This is a genomic window from Enterobacter sp. HK-058-C-ECC, assembly GCF_047531125.1.
Taxonomy (GTDB): Bacteria; Pseudomonadota; Gammaproteobacteria; order Enterobacterales; family Enterobacteriaceae; genus Enterobacter; species Enterobacter quasiroggenkampii.
The window spans coordinates 98,984-120,479 of the sequence record NZ_JBLKCH010000010.1 but is presented as its reverse complement, the minus strand read 5'-3'; the positions used below and the strand labels follow the sequence as shown (position 1 = coordinate 120,479).

The window sequence follows — 21,496 nt, the reverse complement described above, 5'->3', positions numbered from 1 at the left end:
GACGGGATGATAAATCGCGTTAAAGGTTGGTTGTTGGCTGCCACCGTGCTGCTGTGCGCGCAGGCCGGGGCGGCAAACCTCTCAGATATTCAGGTCTCGAACGGCGAAAGCCAGGCTCGAATCACGTTCAGCTTTATGGGCGATCCTGAGTATGCGTTTTCACAGCCAGACAGCCACAGCGTGGCGCTGGATATCAAACAGACAGGCGTGATCCAGGGACTCCCGCTGCAGTTCAGCGGCAACAACCTGGTGAAAAGTATCCGTTCGGGTACGCCGCAGGATAGCCAGTCGTTACGCCTGGTGGTCGATCTGACCGAAAAGGGCAAAACGAAGGCGGTGAAGCAGCAAAACGGGGCGAACTATACGGTGGTCTTTACCATCAATGCTGATGTCCCGCCACCGCCTCCACCGCCGCCGGTCGTTGCGAAACGCGTCGAAGAACCGGTGTATACGCCGCGTCCTGCTGAACCTGCGCGTAATCCGTTTAAATCGCAGAACGATCGCATCACTGCGGCAACCAGCAGCAATACGGTAACGCGTCCGGCAGCGAGTGCGCGCCGTGCAGCGACCAGCGGTGACAAAGTGATTATCGCCATCGATGCGGGTCACGGTGGACAGGACCCGGGTGCGATTGGCCCAGGGGGAACGCAAGAGAAAAATGTCACCATCGCCATTGCCCGTAAGCTGCGTGCGCTGCTCAACGACGACCCTATGTTCAAAGGCGTGTTGACCCGCGACGGGGATTACTTCATTTCGGTGATGGGGCGTTCGGATGTCGCTCGTAAGCAGAATGCGAACTTCCTGGTCTCCATCCACGCGGATGCTGCGCCAAACCGTAACGCGACCGGCGCCTCGGTATGGGTACTCTCGAACCGTCGCGCCAACAGCGAAATGGCCAACTGGCTGGAAGAGCATGAGAAGCAGTCTGAACTGTTGGGCGGTGCAGGCGATGTGCTGGCAAACAGCCAGTCAGACCCGTATCTCAGCCAGGCGGTGCTGGATTTACAATTCGGTCATTCTCAGCGCGTCGGGTATGATGTCGCCACTAACGTATTGAACCAGCTGCAAAGTATTGGCGTGCTGCATAAGCGTCGTCCTGAACATGCCAGCCTCGGCGTTCTGCGCTCGCCAGATATCCCGTCCATCCTTGTAGAGACGGGCTTTATCAGTAACAACGGCGAAGAGCGTCTATTGGGAAGCGACAGCTATCAGCAGCAAATTGCCGAAGCGATTTATAACGGTCTGCGTAAATACTTTGATGCCCATCCGCTGCAGTCTGCGCCACAGAGTGGCGCAGGCCAGACGGCCAGCGCAGCGCTGCCGGGTGAGATGACCGCGACCAACTAAGGAGAATTCATGCCGATTCAGGTTCTGCCGCCGCAGCTTGCGAACCAAATCGCCGCCGGTGAGGTGGTGGAACGCCCTGCGTCGGTCGTGAAGGAGCTGGTGGAAAACAGCCTCGATGCGGGCGCGACCCGTATTGATATTGATATCGAGCGCGGTGGCGCGAAGCTCATCCGCATTCGCGATAACGGCTGTGGCATAAAAAAAGAGGAGCTGGCGCTGGCGCTGGCCCGTCACGCCACCAGTAAAATTGCTTCTCTGGATGACCTGGAAGCGATTATTAGCCTCGGCTTTCGCGGTGAAGCGCTGGCCAGTATCAGCTCGGTTTCGCGCTTAACGCTGACCTCCCGTACCGCCGAACAGCAGGAAGCCTGGCAGGCTTACGCCGAAGGGCGCGATATGGATGTAACGGTCAAACCCGCGGCGCACCCTGTCGGCACGACGCTTGAAGTATTAGATCTCTTCTACAACACCCCCGCCCGACGCAAGTTCATGCGTACCGAGAAGACCGAATTCGGACATATCGACGAGATCATCCGCCGTATCGCGCTGGCGCGTTTCGATGTCACCATCAACCTCAGCCACAACGGCAAGGTGATGCGCCAGTATCGCGCGGTGGCGGAAGGTGGACAGAAAGAGCGTCGGCTGGGCGCCATTTGCGGGACCCCGTTTCTGGAACAGGCGCTGGCCATTGAGTGGCAGCACGGCGATCTGGCGCTGCGCGGCTGGGTAGCCGATCCGAACGCGAGCAGCGCTGCGTTTGCGGAGATCCAGTATTGCTACGTCAACGGCCGCATGATGCGCGACCGTCTCATCAATCACGCCATTCGCCAGGCCTGCGAAGACAAGCTCGGGGCCGATCAGCAGCCTGCTTTCGTGCTTTATCTGGACATCGACCCGCATCAGGTGGATGTGAACGTTCATCCTGCCAAGCACGAAGTGCGATTCCACCAGTCGCGACTGGTGCATGATTTTATCTATCAGGGCGTGCTGAGCGTGCTGCAGCAGCAGGTTGAAACGTCGTTGCCGCTGGAACACGCAGAACCGGCGCCACGCCCAATCCCGGAAAACCGCGTCGCGGCGGGCCGCAACCATTTTGCGGAGCCCGCCGTCGCGCGTGAACCGGAAGCGCCGCGCTTTTCCTCCGCCGGGGGCGCACCGCGTCCAACAGGTGCCAACTACCCGAATGTTCAGCCCGGCTATCAAAAGCAGCAGGGCGCGTTGTACCGCAAACTGCTGGAAACGCCGGCCGTGGAGCGTAAAACATCCATTCCGGCGCCTCAGCCTTCTCTGGACGGCCACAGCCAGAGTTTTGGCCGGGTGCTGACGATCATCGCGCCGGATATGGCGCTGCTGGAGCGTGACGGTAAATTGATGCTTCTGGCACTGCCGGTGGCCGAACGCTGGCTGAAACAGGTGCAGCTCACGCCGGGCGAAAATGCCGCCTGTGCGCAGCCGCTGTTAATTCCGGTTCGCCTGAAAATATCCCCTGATGAAACAAGGGTATTGCAGCGCGCCGAGGCGCAGCTGGCGCAGATGGGGATTGAAACTGTGCTCGAACCGCAACATGTGACAATTCGTGCAGTGCCTTTACCCTTACGCCAACAAAATTTACAAAACTTGATTCCTGAACTGATAGGCTACCTGGCGCAGCAAACAGCATTTGATGCCGCTAACACCGCGCAGTGGATCGCCCGTCATCTGGCAAGCGAACACACGCCGTGGAGCATGGCACAGGCCATTAGCGTGCTGGCGGAGGTGGAACGCCTCTGTCCGCATCTGGTGAAAACGCCGCCGGGTGGATTATTACAACCTGTTGATTTACAAACGGCGATGAACGCCCTGAAACATGATTGATGTAAGTAAGGCGAGCCTGCCTAAGGCAATTTTTTTAATGGGCCCAACGGCCTCCGGCAAAACGGCGCTCGCCATTGAGTTGCGTAAAGTTTTGCCTGTAGAGTTGATTAGCGTCGACTCCGCCCTCATTTATCGGGGGATGGACATCGGCACGGCGAAGCCTGGCGCAGAAGAGCTGCGTGCGGCACCGCACCGTTTGCTGGATATACTCGACCCGGCTCAGGCTTACTCCGCAGCGGATTTTCGCCGGGATGCCTTAGCCGAGATGGCCGAGATAACGGCGGCGGGGCGTATACCGCTGTTGGTTGGCGGAACCATGCTCTACTTCAAGGCGCTGCTGGAGGGGTTATCACCTCTGCCATCCGCGGACCCGGAAGTAAGAGCGAAAATTGAGCAGCAGGCGGCAGAGCAGGGTTGGGACGTTTTGCATCAGCAACTGGCGGAGATTGATCCGGTTGCCGCAGCACGGATCCATCCAAATGATCCGCAAAGGCTTTCCCGGGCACTGGAAGTTTTTTTCATTTCGGGTAAAACTTTAACGGAACTGACGCAAACGTCAGGAGACGCTCTGCCGTATCAGGTGCATCAGTTCGCCATCGCCCCGGCGAGCCGTGAACTGCTCCATCAGCGAATTGAGCAGCGTTTTCATCAGATGTTAGCTTCAGATTTTGAAGCAGAAGTGCGGGCGTTATTTGCCCGTGGAGATTTGCATACGGACATGCCTTCCATTCGTTGTGTGGGATACCGCCAGATGTGGTCGTATCTTGAAGGTGAGATTTCATACGATGAAATGGTTTATCGAGGTGTTTGCGCCACGAGACAGTTAGCGAAGCGCCAGATCACCTGGTTGCGCGGTTGGGAAGGGGTTCACTGGTTAGACAGTGAAAAACCACAACAGGCGTTAAACGACGTGATTGAGGTTGTTGGTGATATCGCTCACTGAATGTGTACAATTGAGACGTATCGTGCGCAATTTTTCAGAATCGCAAGGTTCTAAGTACAAAACAAGCATATAAGGAAAAGATAGAATGGCTAAGGGGCAATCTTTACAAGATCCGTTCCTGAACGCATTGCGTCGGGAACGTGTTCCAGTTTCTATTTATTTGGTGAATGGTATTAAGCTGCAAGGTCAGATTGAGTCTTTCGATCAGTTCGTGATTCTGTTGAAAAACACGGTCAGTCAGATGGTCTACAAGCACGCTATTTCTACTGTTGTTCCGTCCCGTCCGGTATCTCATCACAGCAATAACGCTGGCGGCGGCACAGGTAGTAACTACCATCATGGCAGCAACGCGCAGGGTTCTTCAACGCCAGCGCAGGACAGCGACGAGACCGAATAAGGTTTCGCACTGTTATCCACACGGGGAGCCAGGGATCCTGCGTTCCCCGCTGATCTTTTTAGAGAGGTTTACGCTTGTTTGACCGTTATGATGCCGGTGAGCAGGCGGTGCTGGTACACATCTATTTTTCGCAAGACAAAGATATGGAAGACCTCCAGGAGTTTGAATCTCTGGTCTCTTCCGCCGGTGTCGAAGCAATGCAGGTGATTACCGGTAGCCGTAAAGCGCCGCACCCAAAGTATTTTGTTGGTGAAGGTAAAGCAGTCGAAATTGCGGATGCCGTAAAAGCAACCGGCGCGTCAGTCGTGTTGTTTGATCATGCGCTGTCTCCAGCCCAGGAGCGCAACCTGGAAGCTCTCTGCGAATGCCGTGTTATCGATCGCACGGGATTGATTTTAGACATTTTTGCTCAGCGTGCACGTACCCACGAAGGGAAACTGCAGGTTGAGCTGGCGCAGCTGCGCCATCTGGCAACGCGTCTGGTGCGTGGCTGGACCCACCTTGAAAGACAAAAAGGCGGGATTGGTTTGCGCGGCCCGGGTGAAACCCAGCTCGAAACCGACCGTCGTTTGCTGCGTGGCCGAATTACCCAGATCCTCTCACGTCTGGAAAGGGTTGAGAAACAGCGTGAGCAGGGGCGTCGGGCACGAACCAAAGCCGACATCCCGACGGTGTCGCTGGTGGGGTATACCAACGCCGGTAAATCCACCCTGTTTAACCAGATAACCGAGGCCCAGGTTTATGCCGCAGACCAGCTGTTTGCGACCCTGGACCCTACGCTGCGCCGTATTGACGTCGCAGACGTCGGTGAAACGGTGCTGGCGGATACCGTAGGGTTTATCCGTCACCTGCCGCATGACCTGGTGGCGGCATTCAAGGCCACCCTGCAGGAGACGCGACAGGCGACGCTGCTGCTGCACGTGATTGATGCGGCAGACGTGCGCGTGCAGGAGAACATCGACGCGGTAAACGTGGTGCTCGAAGAGATCGACGCCCACGAAATTCCCACGCTGTTGGTCATGAACAAGATCGATATGCTGGACGATTTCGAACCGCGTATCGACAGAGATGAAGAGAACAAACCGATTCGGGTCTGGCTTTCTGCCCAGACCGGTATTGGTGTGCCACTGCTTTTCCAGGCTTTGACAGAACGTCTTTCCGGTGAGGTAGCTCAGCACACGCTGCGACTGCCGCCACAGGAAGGCAGGCTGCGCAGCCGGTTTTATCAGCTTCAGGCGATAGAAAAAGAGTGGATGGAGGATGACGGCAGCGTGGGGATGCAGGTGCGTATGCCGATCGTTGACTGGCGTCGCCTCTGTAAACAAGAACCTGCGCTGGTCGACTATATCGTCTGATCAGAAAGGGGATGCCTGAATAATTCGCCCTTGCATAACAAATATGGAGCATATACATGGCGTGGAATCAGCCCGGTAATAACGGACAGGACCGCGACCCGTGGGGAAGCAGCAATAATCAAGGCGGCAACTCTGGGGGAAATGGCAACAAAGGTGGTCGCGAGCAGGGGCCGCCGGATCTGGATGATATCTTCCGCAAGCTGAGCAAAAAGCTTGGTGGTCTTGGCGGAGGTAAAGGTTCTGGCTCAGGTGGAAATTCTACCCAGGGGCCGCGCCCGCAAATGGGTGGCCGCGTAGTGGGTATTGTTGCCGCTGCAGTGGTAATCATCTGGGCTGCTACCGGGTTCTACACCATTAAAGAAGCGGAACGCGGTGTGGTGACCCGCTTCGGTAAGTTCAGCCATCTGGTTGAGCCGGGCCTGAACTGGAAACCGACCTTCATTGACGACGTGACTGCGGTCAACGTGGAATCCGTCCGTGAACTGGCCGCCTCTGGCGTGATGCTGACCTCTGACGAAAACGTCGTGCGCGTTGAGATGAACGTGCAGTACCGCGTGACCGATCCTGAGCGTTATCTGTTTAGCGTGACCAGCGCCGATGACAGCCTGCGTCAGGCGACCGACAGCGCCCTGCGTGGTGTCATCGGTAAATACACCATGGACCGCATTCTGACCGAAGGTCGTACCGTTATTCGTAGCGATACCCAGCGTGAGCTGGAAGAGACCATTCGTCCGTACAACATGGGTATTACCCTGCTGGACGTCAACTTCCAGGCTGCCCGTCCGCCGGAAGAGGTAAAAGCGGCCTTTGACGATGCGATTGCTGCACGAGAAAACGAACAGCAGTACATCCGTGAAGCAGAAGCTTACACCAACGAAGTTCAGCCGCGTGCTAACGGTCAGGCGCAGCGTATTCTGGAAGAAGCGCGTGCGTATAAGACCCAGACCATCCTGGAAGCACAGGGTGAAGTGGCTCGCTTTGCGAAGATCCTGCCTGAATATAAAGCGGCGCCGGAAATTACCCGTGAGCGTCTCTATATCGAGACCATGGAAAAAGTGCTGAGCCACACCCGCAAGGTGTTGGTTAACGACAGTAAAGGCGGAAACCTGATGGTGTTGCCGCTGGATCAGATGCTGAAAGGCGGTTCTGCTCCGGCAGCAAAAGATAACAGCGGTGCGAACAACCTGCTGCGTCTGCCGCCATCCTCAACGGGCAGCGCCAGCACGAACACAACGCCTTCTTCGAACGATGGTGACATTATGGACCAACGCCGTGCTAACGCGCAGCGTAACGACTACCAGCGTCAGGGGGAATAAGGATGCGTAAGTCAGTTATTGCGATCATCGTCATCGTACTGGTCGTGCTTTATACCTCGATCTTTGTGGTGAAAGAGGGCGAGCGTGGGATCAAGTTCCAGTTCAGCAGCGTCGTGCGTGATGGCGACAAACGTCCGGTCATTTACGAACCGGGCCTGCACTTCAAGGTGCCGTTCATTCAGTCTGTGAAAACGCTGGATGCGCGTATCCAGACCATGGACAACCAGGCCGACCGTTTCGTGACCAAAGAGAAGAAAGACCTGATCGTTGATTCCTATATCAAATGGCGCATCAGTGATTTCAGCCGTTACTTCCTGGCAACGGGCGGCGGTGACGTTTCCCAGGCGGAAGTGCTGCTGAAACGTAAGTTCTCTGACCGTCTGCGTTCCGAGATTGGTCGTCTGGATGTGAAAGACATCGTGACCGATTCCCGTGGGCGTCTGACCCTGGAAGTTCGCGATGCGCTGAACTCCGGCACCGCGGGCACTGAAGATGAAGTTTCAACGCCAGCAGCTGACGATGCAATTGCCAAAGCGGCTGAACGCGTTCAGGCAGAAACCAACGGTAAAGTGCCGGTGATCAACCCGAACAGTATGGCTGCGCTGGGTATCGAAGTGGTGGACGTGCGTATCAAGCAGATCAACCTGCCGGTGGAAGTGTCCGAGGCGATTTACAACCGTATGCGCGCCGAGCGTGAAGCGGTCGCCCGTCGTCACCGTTCACAGGGCCAGGAAGAGGCGGAGAAGCTGCGTGCTGCTGCGGACTACGAAGTGGCCAAGACGCTGGCGGAATCTGAGCGCCAGGGCCGTATCCTGCGCGGTGAAGGTGATGCGGAAGCCGCGAAACTGTTTGCTGATGCCTTCAGCCAGGATCCTGACTTCTATGCCTTTATCCGTAGCCTGCGTGCTTACGAGAATAGCTTCCAGAGCAACCAGGATGTGATGGTGCTCAGCCCGGACAGCGATTTCTTCCGTTATATGAAGACGCCGACTAACGCAACGCGATAAACTCAGGCTCGTTTGAGTATTCAAACCACCGCTCCCCACGGAGCGGTGGTTTTCTTTTATAAGGAACAAAAATGAATTCAACGATCTGGCTCGCGCTGGCCCTGGTCCTGGTGCTGGAAGGTCTGGGACCGATGCTCTATCCACGCGCCTGGCGTCGAATGATCGCCACCATGAGCCAACTGCCGGATAATATTTTACGTCGTTTTGGCGGCGGTCTTGTGGTTGCGGGCATCGTGATCTACTACATGTTGAGGAAAACGATTGGCTGATCAAAAAGTAGGCGCAATCGGCGTATTTTGAGGTCAAAAAGTGCTGTATATCTGAAAAAGCGATGGTAGAATCCATTTTTAAGCAAACGGTGATTTTGAAAAAAATGGGTAACAACGTCGTCGTACTGGGCACCCAATGGGGTGACGAAGGTAAAGGGAAGATTGTTGATCTTCTGACTGAACGGGCTAAATATGTTGTGCGCTACCAGGGCGGTCACAACGCAGGCCATACTCTCGTAATCAACGGTGAAAAAACCGTCCTCCATCTTATTCCATCAGGCATTCTTCGCGAAAACGTCACCAGCATCATCGGTAACGGCGTTGTGCTGTCTCCAGCGGCGCTGATGAAAGAGATGAAAGGTCTGGAAGACCGTGGTATCCCTGTTCGTGAGCGTCTGCTGCTCTCCGAAGCCTGCCCGCTGATCCTGGATTATCACGTGGCGCTGGACGTTGCGCGTGAAAAAGCGCGTGGCGCGAAAGCGATCGGCACCACCGGTCGTGGTATCGGCCCGGCTTACGAAGATAAAGTTGCACGTCGCGGTCTGCGCGTGGGCGATCTCTTCGACAAAGCGACCTTCGCTGAAAAGCTGAAAGAAGTGATGGAGTATCACAACTTCCAACTGGTGAACTTCTACAAAGCTGACGCTGTTGACTACCAGAAAGTGCTGGATGACGTCATGGCGATTGCAGACATTCTGACCGGTATGGTTGTTGATGTATCCGATCTGCTGGACCAGGCGCGCAAGCGTGGCGATTTCGTCATGTTCGAAGGTGCGCAGGGTACGCTGCTGGACATCGACCACGGTACCTATCCGTACGTCACCTCCTCTAACACCACTGCGGGTGGCGTGGCGACCGGCTCTGGCCTGGGTCCACGTTATGTGGATTACGTTCTGGGTATCATCAAAGCGTACTCCACTCGCGTGGGTGCGGGTCCATTCCCGACCGAACTGTTTGATGAAACCGGCGAGTTCCTGTGCAAGCAGGGTAACGAGTTTGGCGCGACCACCGGTCGTCGTCGTCGTACCGGCTGGCTGGATGCGGTTGCCGTGCGTCGTGCAGTGCAGATCAACTCCCTGTCTGGCTTCTGCCTGACCAAGCTGGATGTACTGGACGGCCTGAAAGAAGTGAAAATCTGCGTAGGCTACCGTATGCCAGATGGCCGCGAAGTGACCACCACTCCGCTGGCTGCTGACGACTGGGAAGGCATTGAGCCAATCTACGAAACCATGCCGGGCTGGTCTGAGACCACTTTCGGTGTGAAAGAGCGTAGCGGCCTGCCGCAGGCGGCGCTGGATTACATCAAGCGTATTGAAGAACTGACCGAAGTGCCGATCGATATTATTTCTACCGGCCCGGATCGTACTGAAACGATGATCCTGCGCGACCCGTTCGACGCATAATCTTCGTGACTGCTGGCCTGCGGGGAGACCCGTAGGCCGGATAAGCGTAGCGCCATCCGGCGACCGCTCCTGGATCTCCGCTTTTTCGCCCCGTCTGTCAAATAAATTAGCCGCTAACTATCTGGCTGGTTTATCATCATTAATGAATATCTCTGCGGTTTGTCCGCGATTTCCCTTTTTCCTGAGGTTGATGTGCAGTTAACAAGTTTCACCGATTACGGCTTACGCGCGCTGATCTACATGGCGTCGTTACCCGATGGGAAAATGACCAGTATCTCTGAAGTCACAGAGGTCTACGGCGTATCCCGTAATCATATGGTCAAAATAATCAATCAACTTAGCCGTGCCGGATACGTTGCTGCCGTCCGCGGGAAGAATGGTGGGATCCGTCTTGGTAAACCGGCACAGAGTATTCGTGTTGGCGATGTGGTACGTGAACTGGAGCCGCTCTCTCTGGTGAACTGCAGCAGCGAGTTCTGCCACATCACGCCCGCTTGCCGCCTGAAACAGGTGCTTTCTAAGGCCGTGCAAAGTTTTCTCATGGAACTGGATAACTACACGCTGGCCGATTTGGTTGAAGAGAATCAACCGCTTTATAAATTATTGCTGGTGGAATGAAGAAAATTTCCACCGGAGCTGACAACGGAGGAACCGACATGTCACACGATCCTTTCCAGGAACGCGAAGCCGAAAAATACGCGAATCCTATCCCCAGCCGCGAGTTCATCATTGAACACTTAACAAAACGCGAAAAACCCGCCAATCGTGAAGAACTTGCTGTTGAATTAAACATTGAAGGTGAAGAGCAAATTGAAGCCCTTCGCCGCCGCCTGCGCGCGATGGAGCGTGACGGGCAACTGGTCTTTACCCGCCGCCAGTGCTACGCGCTGCCAGAACGCCTCGATCTGCTGAAAGGGACCGTCATTGGTCACCGCGATGGCTTCGGCTTCCTGCGCGTAGAAGGCCGTAAAGACGATCTGTATCTCTCATCTGAACAGATGAAAATGTGCATCCACGGCGACCAAATTCTGGCGCAGCCGCTGGGCGCCGACCGTAAAGGCCGCCGCGAAGCGCGCGTCGTGCGCGTGCTGGTGCCAAAAACCAGCCAGATTGTCGGCCGCTACTTTACCGACGCGGGCGTGGGGTTCGTGGTGCCGGACGACAGCCGTCTGAGCTTCGATATTCTGATCCCACCTGAAGAGGTGATGGGTGCCCGCATGGGCTTTGTGGTGGTGGTGGAACTCACCCAGCGCCCAACCCGTCGCACCAAAGCGGTAGGTAAAATCGTCGAAGTGCTGGGCGATAATATGGGCACCGGCATGGCCGTTGATATGGCGCTGCGCACCCACGAAATTCCGTACATCTGGCCGAAAGCGGTTGAAGAGCAGATCGAAAGCCTGCGTGAAGAAGTGCCGGAAGAATCCAAAGCGGGCCGCGTGGATCTCCGCTCCCTGCCGCTGGTCACGATCGACGGTGAAGACGCCCGTGACTTTGATGACGCCGTCTACTGCGAGAAAAAACGCGGCGGCGGCTGGCGTCTGTGGGTAGCGATTGCAGACGTAAGCTACTATGTTCGTCCGCACACCCCGCTGGATAACGAAGCGCGCAGCCGCGGTACCTCGGTCTACTTCCCGTCGCAGGTTGTACCGATGCTGCCGGAAGTGCTCTCTAACGGTCTGTGCTCCCTGAACCCGCAGGTTGACCGCCTCTGTATGGTGTGCGAGATGACCATCTCCAACAAAGGGCGCTTAACCGGCTACAAGTTCTACGAAGCGGTGATGAGTTCGCATGCGCGTCTGACCTATACCAAGGTCTGGCATATGCTGCAGGGCGACCAGGATCTGCGCGAACAGTATGCGCCGCTGGTCAAACACATCGAAGAGCTGCATAACCTCTACAAAACGCTGGATCAGGCGCGCGAAGAGCGCGGCGGGATCTCCTTTGAGAGCGAAGAAGCGAAGTTTATCTTCAACGCCGAGCGCCGCATTGAGCGTATCGAACAGACCCAGCGTAACGATGCGCACAAGCTGATCGAAGAGTGTATGATTCTGGCGAACATCTCGGCGGCACGCTTCGTTGAGAAAGCCAAAGAACCGGCGCTGTTCCGTATTCACGATAAACCGTCGACGGAAGCCATCACCGCGTTCCGCTCCGTGCTGGCCGAATTGGGTCTGGAGCTGCCGGGCGGCAACAAGCCAGAGCCGCGCGATTACGCCGAGCTGCTGGAATCCATTAGCGATCGTCCTGATGCAGAAATGCTGCAGACGATGCTGCTGCGCTCAATGAAGCAGGCGATTTACGATCCGGAAAACCGCGGTCACTTCGGCCTTGCGTTGCAGTCTTACGCCCACTTTACGTCGCCGATCCGTCGTTACCCTGACCTCTCTTTGCACCGTGCGATCAAGTATCTGCTGGCACAGGAGCAGGGACATAAAGGGAATACCACCGAAACCGGTGGCTACCACTATTCGATGGAAGAGATGCTGCAGCTGGGTCAGCACTGCTCCATGACCGAACGCCGTGCCGATGAGGCCACCCGCGACGTGGCGGACTGGCTGAAGTGTGACTTTATGCTGGACCAGGTCGGCAACGTCTTCAAAGGCGTGATTGCCAGCGTGACCGGCTTTGGCTTCTTCGTTCGTCTGGACGAGCTGTTTATCGACGGTCTGGTGCATGTCTCCAGCCTGGATAACGACTACTACCGCTTCGACCAGGTCGGACAGCGTCTGATCGGCGAATCTGGCGGCCAGACCTATCGTCTGGGCGACCGCGTGGAAGTGAAGGTTGAGGCCGTGAATATGGACGACCGTAAAATCGACTTCAGCCTGATCTCCAGCGAGCGCGCCCCGCGTAACGTCGGTAAAACCGAGCGCGAAAGAGCGAAAAAAGGCGGAAACGGCAAAACGAGCGGCAAGCGCCGTCAGGCCGGTAAGAAGGTGAACTTCGAGCCGGATAGCGCGTTCCGCGGCGAGAAGAAGCAGAAGCCGAAGGCGGCGAAGAAAGAAGCCCGTTCAGCGAAGAAACCTTCCGCGAAGACACAGAAAATAGCGGCCGCCACAAAAGCGAAGCGCGCGGCTAAGAAAAAGCAGGCGGAGTAAATTCTCCCCTCACCCTGACCCTCTCCCCAACCGGGAGAGGGGAAATACTTATTACGAGAACCATCAATGAGTGAAATGATTTACGGCATCCACGCGGTGCAGGCCCTTCTCGAGCGCGCACCGGAGCGTTTTCAGGAAGTGTTTATTCTGAAAGGGCGTGAAGACAAACGTCTGATGCCGCTGATCCACGCTCTGGAAGCACAGGGCGTGGTGATCCAGCTGGCGAACCGCCAGTTCCTGGATGAAAAAAGTGACGGGGCGGTGCACCAGGGCATTATTGCCCGCGTGAAGCCGGGCCGTCAGTATCAGGAAAACGATCTGCCGGATCTGATCGCCGAGCTGGAGAATCCATTCTTCCTGATCCTCGATGGCGTAACCGATCCGCACAACCTCGGCGCGTGTCTGCGCAGCGCGGATGCGGCGGGCGTGCATGCGGTGATCGTGCCGAAAGATCGCTCCGCGCAGCTGAACGCGACGGCGAAGAAAGTGGCCTGCGGCGCGGCTGAAAACGTTCCGCTGATCCGCGTGACCAACCTGGCGCGCACCATGCGTCTGCTGCAGGAAGAGAACATCTGGATCGTCGGTACCGCCGGTGAAGCGGATCATACTCTGTACCAGAGCAAAATGACCGGCCGTCTGGCGCTGGTGATGGGGGCGGAAGGCGAAGGCATGCGTCGTCTGACCCGCGAGCACTGCGACGAGCTGATCAGCATCCCGATGGCGGGCAGCGTGTCCTCTCTGAACGTGTCTGTTGCGACGGGCATCTGCCTGTTTGAAGCGGTGCGTCAGCGAGGGTAGCCTGTTGTGCCGGGTGGCGGCTTCGCCTTACCCGGCCTACAAAGGCACGGTACCGTAGGCCCGGTAAGCGTAGCGCCACCGGGCATTAACCTCACTCCTCTAACGACCGCAGATGGTCATCCTTCCTCAGCGTCATCAGCGCGAAAATACTCACCACCGCCGTTGCCATCACGTAGTACGCCGGAATATCCAGATTACCCGTCTGCTTAATCAGCCCGGTAATAATTAACCCCGCACAGCCTGAGAAAATCGCGTTCGATAACGAGTAGGCCAGCCCCAGCCCGGTATAGCGTACGCGCGTCGGGAACATCTCAGAGAGCATCGCCGGGCCCGGCCCTGCCAGCATGCCCACCAGGCCGCCCGCAATCAATACCACTATCGCTTTCACCGCCAGCGTGCTGGACTCCGCCTGCAGAAGTTTCAGCAGCGGCAGGGCGAGGATCAGCAGCAGCGCGGTGGCGATAATCATCACCGTGCGACGCCCGATCCTATCGCTCAGGATCCCCGACGGAATGATGGTCAGCGCAAACCCAACGTTCGAAATCACCGCGATCAGCAGCGCCTGGTTAAACCCGGTGTGCAGCGCCGACTGCAGATAGGTCGGCATAATCACCAGGTAGGTATATCCTGCCGCAGACCAGACCATCACGCGGCCAATCCCCATCACGATGGCCCGGAGCGTGGCGGCAATATCCGCCTGAGCGACAGCCGGTTTATCCTGCTGCTGCACAAAGCTGGGTGTCTCTTCCATACTGACACGAAGCCACAGCGCAACAACGCCCATGGGCAGCGCCAGGAAGAAAGGAATGCGCCAGCCCCAATCGTGCAGGGCCTCAGGCGTGAGGAGGGCAGAGAGCAGCGCCACGATACCTGCACCCGCTAACAGCCCCAGCGCCACGGTAAAGGACTGCCACGCGCCATAGAGCCCGCGCTTGCCGCGCGGAGCAAACTCCGTCATCAGCGAGACCGCACCGCCGTACTCGCCGCCAGCGAACAGTCCCTGCAGGATGCGCAGCAGCGTAATAATGAGCGGTGCGGCAATCCCGATGCTGGCGTAGACCGGCACAATGCCGATGGCGGCTGTGGCCAGCGTCATGAGCACCAGCACAATAATGAGCGTCGGCTTACGGCCAATTCGGTCGCCGATGCGTCCAAACACCACCGCACCCAGCGGACGGAAGAAGAAGGCGATGGCGAATGAGGCGTAGGTGAGGATCAGGCTGGTAAGCCCCGCTTCCCCTTCAAGCTGGAAGAAGTTCTTCGCAATGACGGTCGCCAGAAAACCGTAGACCGCAAACTCATACCACTCGATAAAGTTACCAATGGAGCCGGCAATTAATGCTCGCTTGTGCGCATCCGGTTGCATAACGATCCTCACTGAAAAGGGTAAGAATAAATTATTCAACAAAAGCGAAGTCATGAAATAGTTTATTCTTATGTTCTGTGAGCTATTTCACGAATGATATCAGCGGGATCGTGAACGTGTGACTCCCCTCCCATGCAGCGTGTGCGCGGTCTGTCCATACTTATCGTCATTGCCACTGAAGGAGGGAGACAGTATGCACTGGCAGACCCATACCGTTTTCAATCAACCCGCACCACTCTCTAACAGCAACCTTTTTCTCTCGGACTGCGCGCTGCGTGACGCAGTTTCGCGCGAGGGTGCCGAGTGGGATATCGAGCTGCTCGCCAGCATCGGACAGCAGTTAGGCACCGCAGAGTCGCTGGAGCTGGGCAGGCTGGCGAACGTGAATCCGCCGGAGTTGCTTCGTTATGACGCCACCGGAGAGCGACTGGATGACGTCCGCTTTCATCCGGCATGGCACCTGCTGATGCAGGGGCTGTGTGCCAATCGGGTACATAACCTGGCATGGGAAGAGGAAGCGCGTAAAGGGTCGTTTGTCGCGCGGGCCGCACGCTTTGTGCTGCATGCTCAGGTGGAAGCGGGCACGCTTTGCCCGGTCACCATGACGTTTGCCGCCACGCCGCTTCTGCAGCAGGCGCTTCCCAAAATATTTCACGACTGGCTGACGCCGCTACTCAGCGATCGCTACGATCCGCATCTGGCGCCTGGCGCGCAAAAGCGCGGCCTGCTGATCGGTATGGGGATGACGGAAAAGCAGGGCGGCTCGGACGTGCTGAGCAACACCACCAAAGCGGAAAAATGCAGCGACGGCAGCTACCGGCTGGTGGGACATAAATGGTTTTTCTCCGTCCCGCAAAGCGATGCGCATCTCGTGCTGGCGCAGGCGAAGGGCGGGTTGTCCTGCTTTTTTGTGCCGCGCTTTTTGCCTGACGGACAGCGCAACGCCGTCCGGCTGGAGCGTCTTAAGGACAAGCTCGGGAACCGCTCCAACGCCAGCAGCGAGGTAGAGTTTCTTGATGCCTCCGGCTGGCTGCTGGGGGGAGAGGGCGAAGGGGTGCGGCAGATCCTCAAAATGGGCGGTCTGACGCGCTTTGACTGCGCGCTGGGCAGCCACGGACTGATGCGTCGGGCGCTCTCGGTGGCGCTGTACCATGCCCATCAGCGTCAAACCTTTGGCAAAAATCTCATCGATCAGCCGCTCATGCGCGAAGTGCTAAGCCGGATGGCGCTGGTGCTGGAGGGGCAAACGGCGCTGCTGTTCCGCCTGGCGCGGGCGTGGGATAAACGCGCGGATCCGCAGGAGGCGGCATGGGCGCGGCTGTTTACCCCGGCCGCGAAATTTAGCGTGTGCAAAGCGGGCATCCCGTTTGTGGCTGAAGCGATGGAGGTGCTGGGCGGAGTCGGGTACTGCGAGGAGAGCGAACTTCCCCGCCTGTATCGCGAGATGCCGGTGAATAGCATCTGGGAAGGGTCCGGCAACATCATGTGCCTGGACGTGCTGCGCGTGCTGGCGAAGCAGCCGGGTATTCACGATCTGCTTGCCGATGAGTTTGCACAGGTCAAAGGGCAGGACAGACACTTCGACCGCAGCTGGCGACAGCTTCAGCAAAAACTGCGTAAACCGCAGGAGGCGCAGGGGCGGGAAATTGCGCAGCAGCTTTTCCTGCTGGGTGCCGGGAGCGAAATGCTGCGACACGCATCGCCCCCGGTGGCGCAGGCGTGGTGCCGCATGATGCTGGATACCCGTGGCGGCACGCTGATGAGCGAGCAGGTGCAAAGTGACCTGCTGCTGCGTGCGACGGGCAGAGTCGGTTAGTCTTTTAGCTGGAACAGACTTACCAGCTGGGCCAGATGTGATCCCTTCTCACGCAGCGTTTGAGCCGTTTGTTCGCTGCGTGAGATACGATCGGCATTAATATGCGACGCTTCGCCAATGTGGGTCATGGCGAGATTCACCTGGCCAATCCCGGCGGACTGCTCGCGTGAAGCATGGTTAATCTCGGTGACCAGCTGGCTGATGTTATCGATATGAATAATGATGTCATCCATCGCCAGGCGCGTCTTTTCAGACAGCGCATGGCCCTCACTCACTTTCCTGAGCGTATCGCCAATCAGCTGTTCAATCTCCTTCACCGCGTTAGCGCTGCGTCCTGCCAGGGCGCGAACTTCCTGCGCGACTACCGCAAACCCTTTTCCGTGCTCGCCCGCGCGGGCCGCTTCCACTGCCGCATTCAGCGCCAGGATATTGGTCTGGAAAGCGATAGTCTCAATCACGCGCGTGATGTCTTCGATGCGTTTTGACGCTTCGCGAATGTCGTCCATCGTCGACACCGCGTGGGTGACCGTCTCACCGCCCTGATGCACCGCGAGCGAGGTTTCACCCACCAGCTGCTGCGTTTGCTCCATGTTGGCGGCATTTTGCTGCACGGTGGCGGCCAGCTGCTCCATGCTGGCGGAGGTCTCTTCCACGCTGCTGGCCTGCTTGTTGATCTGCTCTGAAATCTCGCCGGTATCGGCGGCCAGCGCGTTGGTGCCCAAATGGATCTCGCCTGCGGCCTCGCGGACCTGCAGGACAATTTTTTGCAGGCCGCCACCGATGCCGTTGATAGCGTCGATCAGCTGGCCGACTTCGTCCTGGCGCGTCACGGGCAGGCTGGAACGGAGATCCCCTGCGGCATATTGCCGGGCAAGATGGATCACATTGCGCAGCGGTCGGGTCAGCACGCGGCGAATAATGACCACGAACAGACCAGCAAACAGGATAGATAAGACCACGCCGGCCAGCAGGAAGCGATCGCGCATGGCGTTGACGCTTGCGAGCAGCACCGATTTATCCACTTCGCCGACAATAGTCCAGTTCCAGCCTGGCAGCGGGGTATACGCCATTTTAAGCGTGCGGCCGTCGTCGCTTACGCGTTCCAGCGTGCCGGGCTTGTCACCCAGAAGCTGCTGCTGCGTCGCGTCGTCCCACTTCGGCAGCTGTCCCTCTTCACCGGCATGGAACAGGTATTGCCCGCGCGTTTTGCCGTTGCTGCGATCCAGCACGAAGAAGTGACCGCTCTCACCCAGGCGGCGGTTGAGAATTTTCTCGCGCATGACATTCCAGGAGTGAGTGATGTCCACCCCGACAAAGACGATCGCAATGACCTGTCCTTCGGCGTTTTTTACGGGCTGATACTGGGTGATGTAGCGTTTGCCAAACAGCAGCGCCAGGCCGCGGTAGACTTCACCTTTGTTGACGGCGGCAAAGGCCGGACTGGAAGTATCCAGCACGGTGCCCATTGCCCGCTCGCCATTCTCTTTGCGCAGGGAGGTCGCTACGCGAACAAAGTCGTTTCCGCTGCGTACAAACAGCGTCGAGATGGCTCCCGTACGGTTCAGGAAGTCGTCCGACAGGGTGTTATTTTCATGCAGCCCGGTGTCGCCGCCTTTCAGAAGCGGGACGCTGAGCCCGTTGATCGTCTGGGGTTGAGAAGGGTCACTATTCAGGGGCTGCGGTAAAAAGGTGGTAAACAGCCGGGTATAACTCTCAACCTCTTCACTCAGGCTGGTGTTAAACATCTGCACCATGTCGACCATGCCGGTGGACTGATTATGCAGGTCTTCTACCGCAAGGGCTTCAAGCTGCTGGCTGGCTTTTTGACTGAGCAGAAAAGTGAAAAGCAGAAACAGCGTGGCGACACTGACGCCCGTAAGCAGCGACAGCTTCGCCCCCAGGCCTGCACGGCGAAAAACATTGATCATAAATTGCTCATCATTGAAAAGGTATGGTTCTTCAACGGCAGAGCGGGGATTACGTTTACTGAATTAATGTAACAAGATGTTATTTTGTTGTTATTGATTGGTTTTTGATTAGATAAAAAATTTGCAAAAGCGAAAAGCCACTAAAAATAAGTGGCTTTTATCAGGAGGGATATTACACGTAGAGAATGGCCTGTACCCGCCAGTGGTCGATATGGTTATCTTCCTGCATCTGGATGATGCGATACCATGAAGCACCCTGCTCATCGGCCTTTAATGCCACAACGCGTTCAACGTCTTGCGGGCTCCCCGAGATATTATTCACGGAGATCTGGCCAATTTCATTCAGGCCAGTTACACAGTCAGCACTGGCGAATTCTGCTGACTGCGCAGTGGTGCTCACCAGGCCTGCTGAGAGCAACAGAGAGGTCAAAGCAAGAGTTCGTTTCATCGTCAGCTCCATTTCACATATCTCCGGTATCCGCCGGGCAATCCTTCGCGAATAAACTCCCTTCCATTGACGCGGGCATGGAGTTTATTGTGGACAGGAAAATGTCTATGGACGCAAAGCAGTGTAAATCTCGTTCAAAGGAAAACCATTATTTACGGTACAAAATGGCCTGTGAATACCACTGTCCCGTTATGATGGTTTCGTCGATCATAATGATGACGTAATAATCTGCTTTGGCGGCGACGGCTTGTGCTTTGATTGCCGCTGCTGCGTCATCCGGCGAGCCGCGAACCAGCGCGGAGACGGTGCCCATTCGTTGTAATCCTTCCGTCTGATTACGACGAATCTCCTGTGGATGATCGGCGACCGGTGGAGCGGGTTGCGGCGTTCCCTGCAGCGCGCTACAGCCACTGAGCAGAAACACCAGCACTAAAGCAGCAAACCTGCGCATAACCATATCTCGTTTCCTGATAGCCATAGTGTAGTTGTCTGTGAATTTAGTTTTGGGGGAATGTTCCCGAAGTGTTATCTGGGACGTATATTTCGAATGAAAATGATGTGAAAGCGTAACCCAGTTCTCAACATTATGAATCATACATTCGTACAGGGTCGACAATGATTGAAATTGAAATACGCCCCCTCGGGGACCATGAAATTTTACACGCTATGCCAGCGGGTAAACGTGATAAACCGCTGCCTGTTGTGGTTTTTTATCACGGGTTTACCTCATCGAAGCTGGTTTACAGTTATTTTGCGGTTGCGCTGGCGCAGGCGGGTTTTCGCGTGGTGATGCCGGATGCGCCTGACCACGGCGCCCGCTTTATGGGTAACGAACAGGCGCGTCTTGGGCAGTTCTGGCACATTCTGCACGGGAGTCTGACCGAGTTTGCCGGGTTGCGCGATGCGCTTTATGAGGCAGGGCTGGTGGCAGAGAATCGTCTGGCCGTGGCCGGAGCGTCGATGGGCGGTATGACGGCGCTGGGGATTATGACGCATCATCCGGAAGTGAAGTCAGTCGCCTGCCTGATGGGCTCGGGCTATTTTACATCGCTGGCGAAGACGCTCTTTCCCCCTCAGGATTTAGCGGAAATCACCGCGACGCTCGAAGAGTGGGACGTGACCCGGGCATTGCCGCGCCTGGCGGATCGCCCGCTGCTGCTGTGGCACGGCGACGCGGATGATGTGGTCCCGCCCGAGGGAACCTTCCGACTACAGCAGGCGTTAATGAATGCAGGCCTGGACGGTAATCTCACCTGTCTGTGGGAAGCGGGCGTCCGCCACCGCATCACGCCCACGGCGCTGGACGCTACGGTGGCGTTTTTCCGCCAGCACCTTTAAACGCGCAGCACTTTTACGCCCTGATCTTCCAGCTTCTGGAGGATCTCTGGGTTGGCGCCTTTGCCGGTGATCACCATGTCGATCTGCTCGGCACGGCTGAACAGCATGCCAGCGCGCTCGCCCACTTTGCTGCTGTCGACCAGCACAACGAGCTTGCCCACAACGTTGAGCATGTTTTGTTCCGCCATCGCGGTCAGCATATCGGTTTTATACAGGCCATCTGCCGTCAGGCCTTTGCCGCTGGTAAACATCCAGTGCCCGGCATAGAGACTGTTTTCGCTGTCCTGAGGGCTAAGGGTGATGGACTGGCTTTTGTTGTACTGCCCGCCCATGATCACCACGCTCTCATGCTCCTGGTCGATCAGATAGTTGGCGAGCGGTAAGTAGTTGGTGATGATTTGCACCGGCTTGCCGCACATTTCACGGCCCAGCAGAAATGCCGTGGAACCGCAGTTGATCACGACGCTCTCACCGGGATTCACCAGCTGCGACGCGGCTCTGGCAATCCGCACTTTTTCATCATGATTTTGCGCCTGATGAATATTCATTGGCGTCCAGCGAGGGCGCTGCTGGCTGATCGCTTCCGCGCCGTTGCGGACCTTTTTCAGCTTGCCGCTTTCATCCAGCTTGTTGATATCCCGCCGCGCCGTTGCCGGGGAGATCCCTAAACGTTCGATCACTTTCTCGACGGTGATAAACCCGGTTTGCGCCAGGAGTTCCAGGAGAATTTGATGCCGTTGCGCTTCCGTCATGAGCTATTCCGATAAGAATTGATTTGAAAAGATGATATTTGAAATAGCGTGAAATTACTAA

19 protein-coding genes are annotated in these 21,496 nt (G+C 56.8%); 14 read left to right on the top strand and 5 right to left on the bottom strand.

The window, feature by feature from the left end:
- Positions 1-6 precede the first annotated feature (6 nt).
- From amiB to rlmB, 12 genes are all read left to right on the top strand, one after another.
- Positions 7-1,347 (top strand): N-acetylmuramoyl-L-alanine amidase AmiB, encoded by a 1,341-nt coding sequence (gene amiB, locus ACMWJS_RS18245; protein WP_063622713.1) that lies wholly within the window; start codon positions 7-9, stop codon positions 1,345-1,347.
- 9 nt (positions 1,348-1,356) lie between these two features.
- Entirely contained in the window at positions 1,357-3,201 is a 1,845-nt protein-coding gene (mutL, locus tag ACMWJS_RS18240; protein ID WP_229226624.1) for a DNA mismatch repair endonuclease MutL, read from the top strand.
- On the top strand, positions 3,194-4,144 hold the full coding sequence (miaA, locus tag ACMWJS_RS18235; RefSeq protein ID WP_045907964.1) for a tRNA (adenosine(37)-N6)-dimethylallyltransferase MiaA: 951 nt from the start codon (positions 3,194-3,196) through the stop codon (positions 4,142-4,144). The genes mutL and miaA overlap by 8 nt, the downstream gene beginning before the upstream one ends.
- 85 nt (positions 4,145-4,229) lie before the next feature.
- Positions 4,230-4,541, top strand: coding sequence for an RNA chaperone Hfq (gene hfq, locus ACMWJS_RS18230; protein WP_008502919.1), 312 nt, complete (start codon positions 4,230-4,232; stop codon positions 4,539-4,541).
- Positions 4,542-4,615: 74 nt separating this feature from the next.
- Positions 4,616-5,896 (top strand): ribosome rescue GTPase HflX, encoded by a 1,281-nt coding sequence (hflX, locus tag ACMWJS_RS18225; protein WP_023310136.1) that lies wholly within the window; start codon positions 4,616-4,618, stop codon positions 5,894-5,896.
- 56 nt (positions 5,897-5,952) lie between these two features.
- Entirely contained in the window at positions 5,953-7,212 is a 1,260-nt protein-coding gene (gene hflK / locus ACMWJS_RS18220) for an FtsH protease activity modulator HflK (protein WP_045907965.1), read from the top strand.
- 2 nt (positions 7,213-7,214) lie between these two features.
- Complete coding sequence (gene hflC, locus ACMWJS_RS18215; RefSeq protein WP_008502916.1) at positions 7,215-8,219, top strand: protease modulator HflC; 1,005 nt, start codon at positions 7,215-7,217, stop codon at positions 8,217-8,219.
- Between the two features lie 71 nt (positions 8,220-8,290).
- Positions 8,291-8,488 carry a DUF2065 domain-containing protein gene (locus ACMWJS_RS18210; protein ID WP_003855996.1) on the top strand — a complete coding sequence of 66 codons (198 nt, stop codon included), beginning with the start codon at positions 8,291-8,293 and terminating at the stop codon, positions 8,486-8,488.
- A gap of 104 nt (positions 8,489-8,592) precedes the next feature.
- Positions 8,593-9,891 carry an adenylosuccinate synthase gene (locus ACMWJS_RS18205; protein WP_006178975.1) on the top strand — a complete coding sequence of 433 codons (1,299 nt, stop codon included), beginning with the start codon at positions 8,593-8,595 and terminating at the stop codon, positions 9,889-9,891.
- Between the two features lie 192 nt (positions 9,892-10,083).
- Positions 10,084-10,509, top strand: coding sequence for a nitric oxide-sensing transcriptional repressor NsrR (gene nsrR / locus ACMWJS_RS18200; RefSeq protein WP_414747388.1), 426 nt, complete (start codon positions 10,084-10,086; stop codon positions 10,507-10,509).
- Between the two features lie 38 nt (positions 10,510-10,547).
- On the top strand, positions 10,548-12,989 hold the full coding sequence (gene rnr, locus ACMWJS_RS18195) for a ribonuclease R (protein WP_069720061.1): 2,442 nt from the start codon (positions 10,548-10,550) through the stop codon (positions 12,987-12,989).
- Positions 12,990-13,055: 66 nt separating this feature from the next.
- Positions 13,056-13,787, top strand: a complete 732-nt coding sequence (gene rlmB / locus ACMWJS_RS18190) for a 23S rRNA (guanosine(2251)-2'-O)-methyltransferase RlmB (RefSeq protein ID WP_039024652.1) — start codon at positions 13,056-13,058, stop codon at positions 13,785-13,787.
- Positions 13,788-13,878: 91 nt separating this feature from the next.
- On the opposite strand, the gene ACMWJS_RS18185 is transcribed toward rlmB, so the two are convergent.
- The gene (locus tag ACMWJS_RS18185; protein ID WP_196347140.1) at positions 13,879-15,153 is read right to left on the bottom strand and encodes an MFS transporter; all 1,275 of its coding nucleotides are present in this window, start codon (positions 15,151-15,153) and stop codon (positions 13,879-13,881) included.
- Positions 15,154-15,346: 193 nt separating this feature from the next.
- On the opposite strand from ACMWJS_RS18185, the gene ACMWJS_RS18180 reads away from it, so the two are divergent.
- Complete coding sequence (locus ACMWJS_RS18180; RefSeq protein ID WP_414747387.1) at positions 15,347-16,969, top strand: isovaleryl-CoA dehydrogenase; 1,623 nt, start codon at positions 15,347-15,349, stop codon at positions 16,967-16,969.
- Here ACMWJS_RS18180 and ACMWJS_RS18175 read toward each other — a convergent pair.
- The 3 genes from ACMWJS_RS18175 to bsmA form a co-directional block, all read right to left on the bottom strand.
- Entirely contained in the window at positions 16,966-18,897 is a 1,932-nt protein-coding gene (locus tag ACMWJS_RS18175; RefSeq protein WP_414747386.1) for a methyl-accepting chemotaxis protein, read from the bottom strand. The genes ACMWJS_RS18180 and ACMWJS_RS18175 overlap by 4 nt on opposite strands.
- A 172-nt stretch (positions 18,898-19,069) precedes the next feature.
- Entirely contained in the window at positions 19,070-19,357 is a 288-nt protein-coding gene (yjfN, locus tag ACMWJS_RS18170; RefSeq protein WP_021240708.1) for a DUF1471 family protease activator YjfN, read from the bottom strand.
- Positions 19,358-19,493: 136 nt separating this feature from the next.
- Positions 19,494-19,823, bottom strand: coding sequence for a biofilm peroxide resistance protein BsmA (gene bsmA, locus ACMWJS_RS18165; protein WP_414747385.1), 330 nt, complete (start codon positions 19,821-19,823; stop codon positions 19,494-19,496).
- 137 nt (positions 19,824-19,960) lie between these two features.
- Between bsmA and yjfP the strand changes: the two genes are divergently transcribed.
- Complete coding sequence (gene yjfP, locus ACMWJS_RS18160; RefSeq protein ID WP_414747384.1) at positions 19,961-20,683, top strand: esterase; 723 nt, start codon at positions 19,961-19,963, stop codon at positions 20,681-20,683.
- Here the strand turns inward: yjfP and ulaR are convergent.
- A complete protein-coding gene (gene ulaR, locus ACMWJS_RS18155) occupies positions 20,680-21,435 on the bottom strand; it encodes an HTH-type transcriptional regulator UlaR (protein ID WP_045907973.1) in 756 nt (251 codons plus the stop codon). The two genes, yjfP and ulaR, sit on opposite strands and share 4 nt — an antisense overlap.
- Positions 21,436-21,496: the final 61 nt, after the last annotated feature.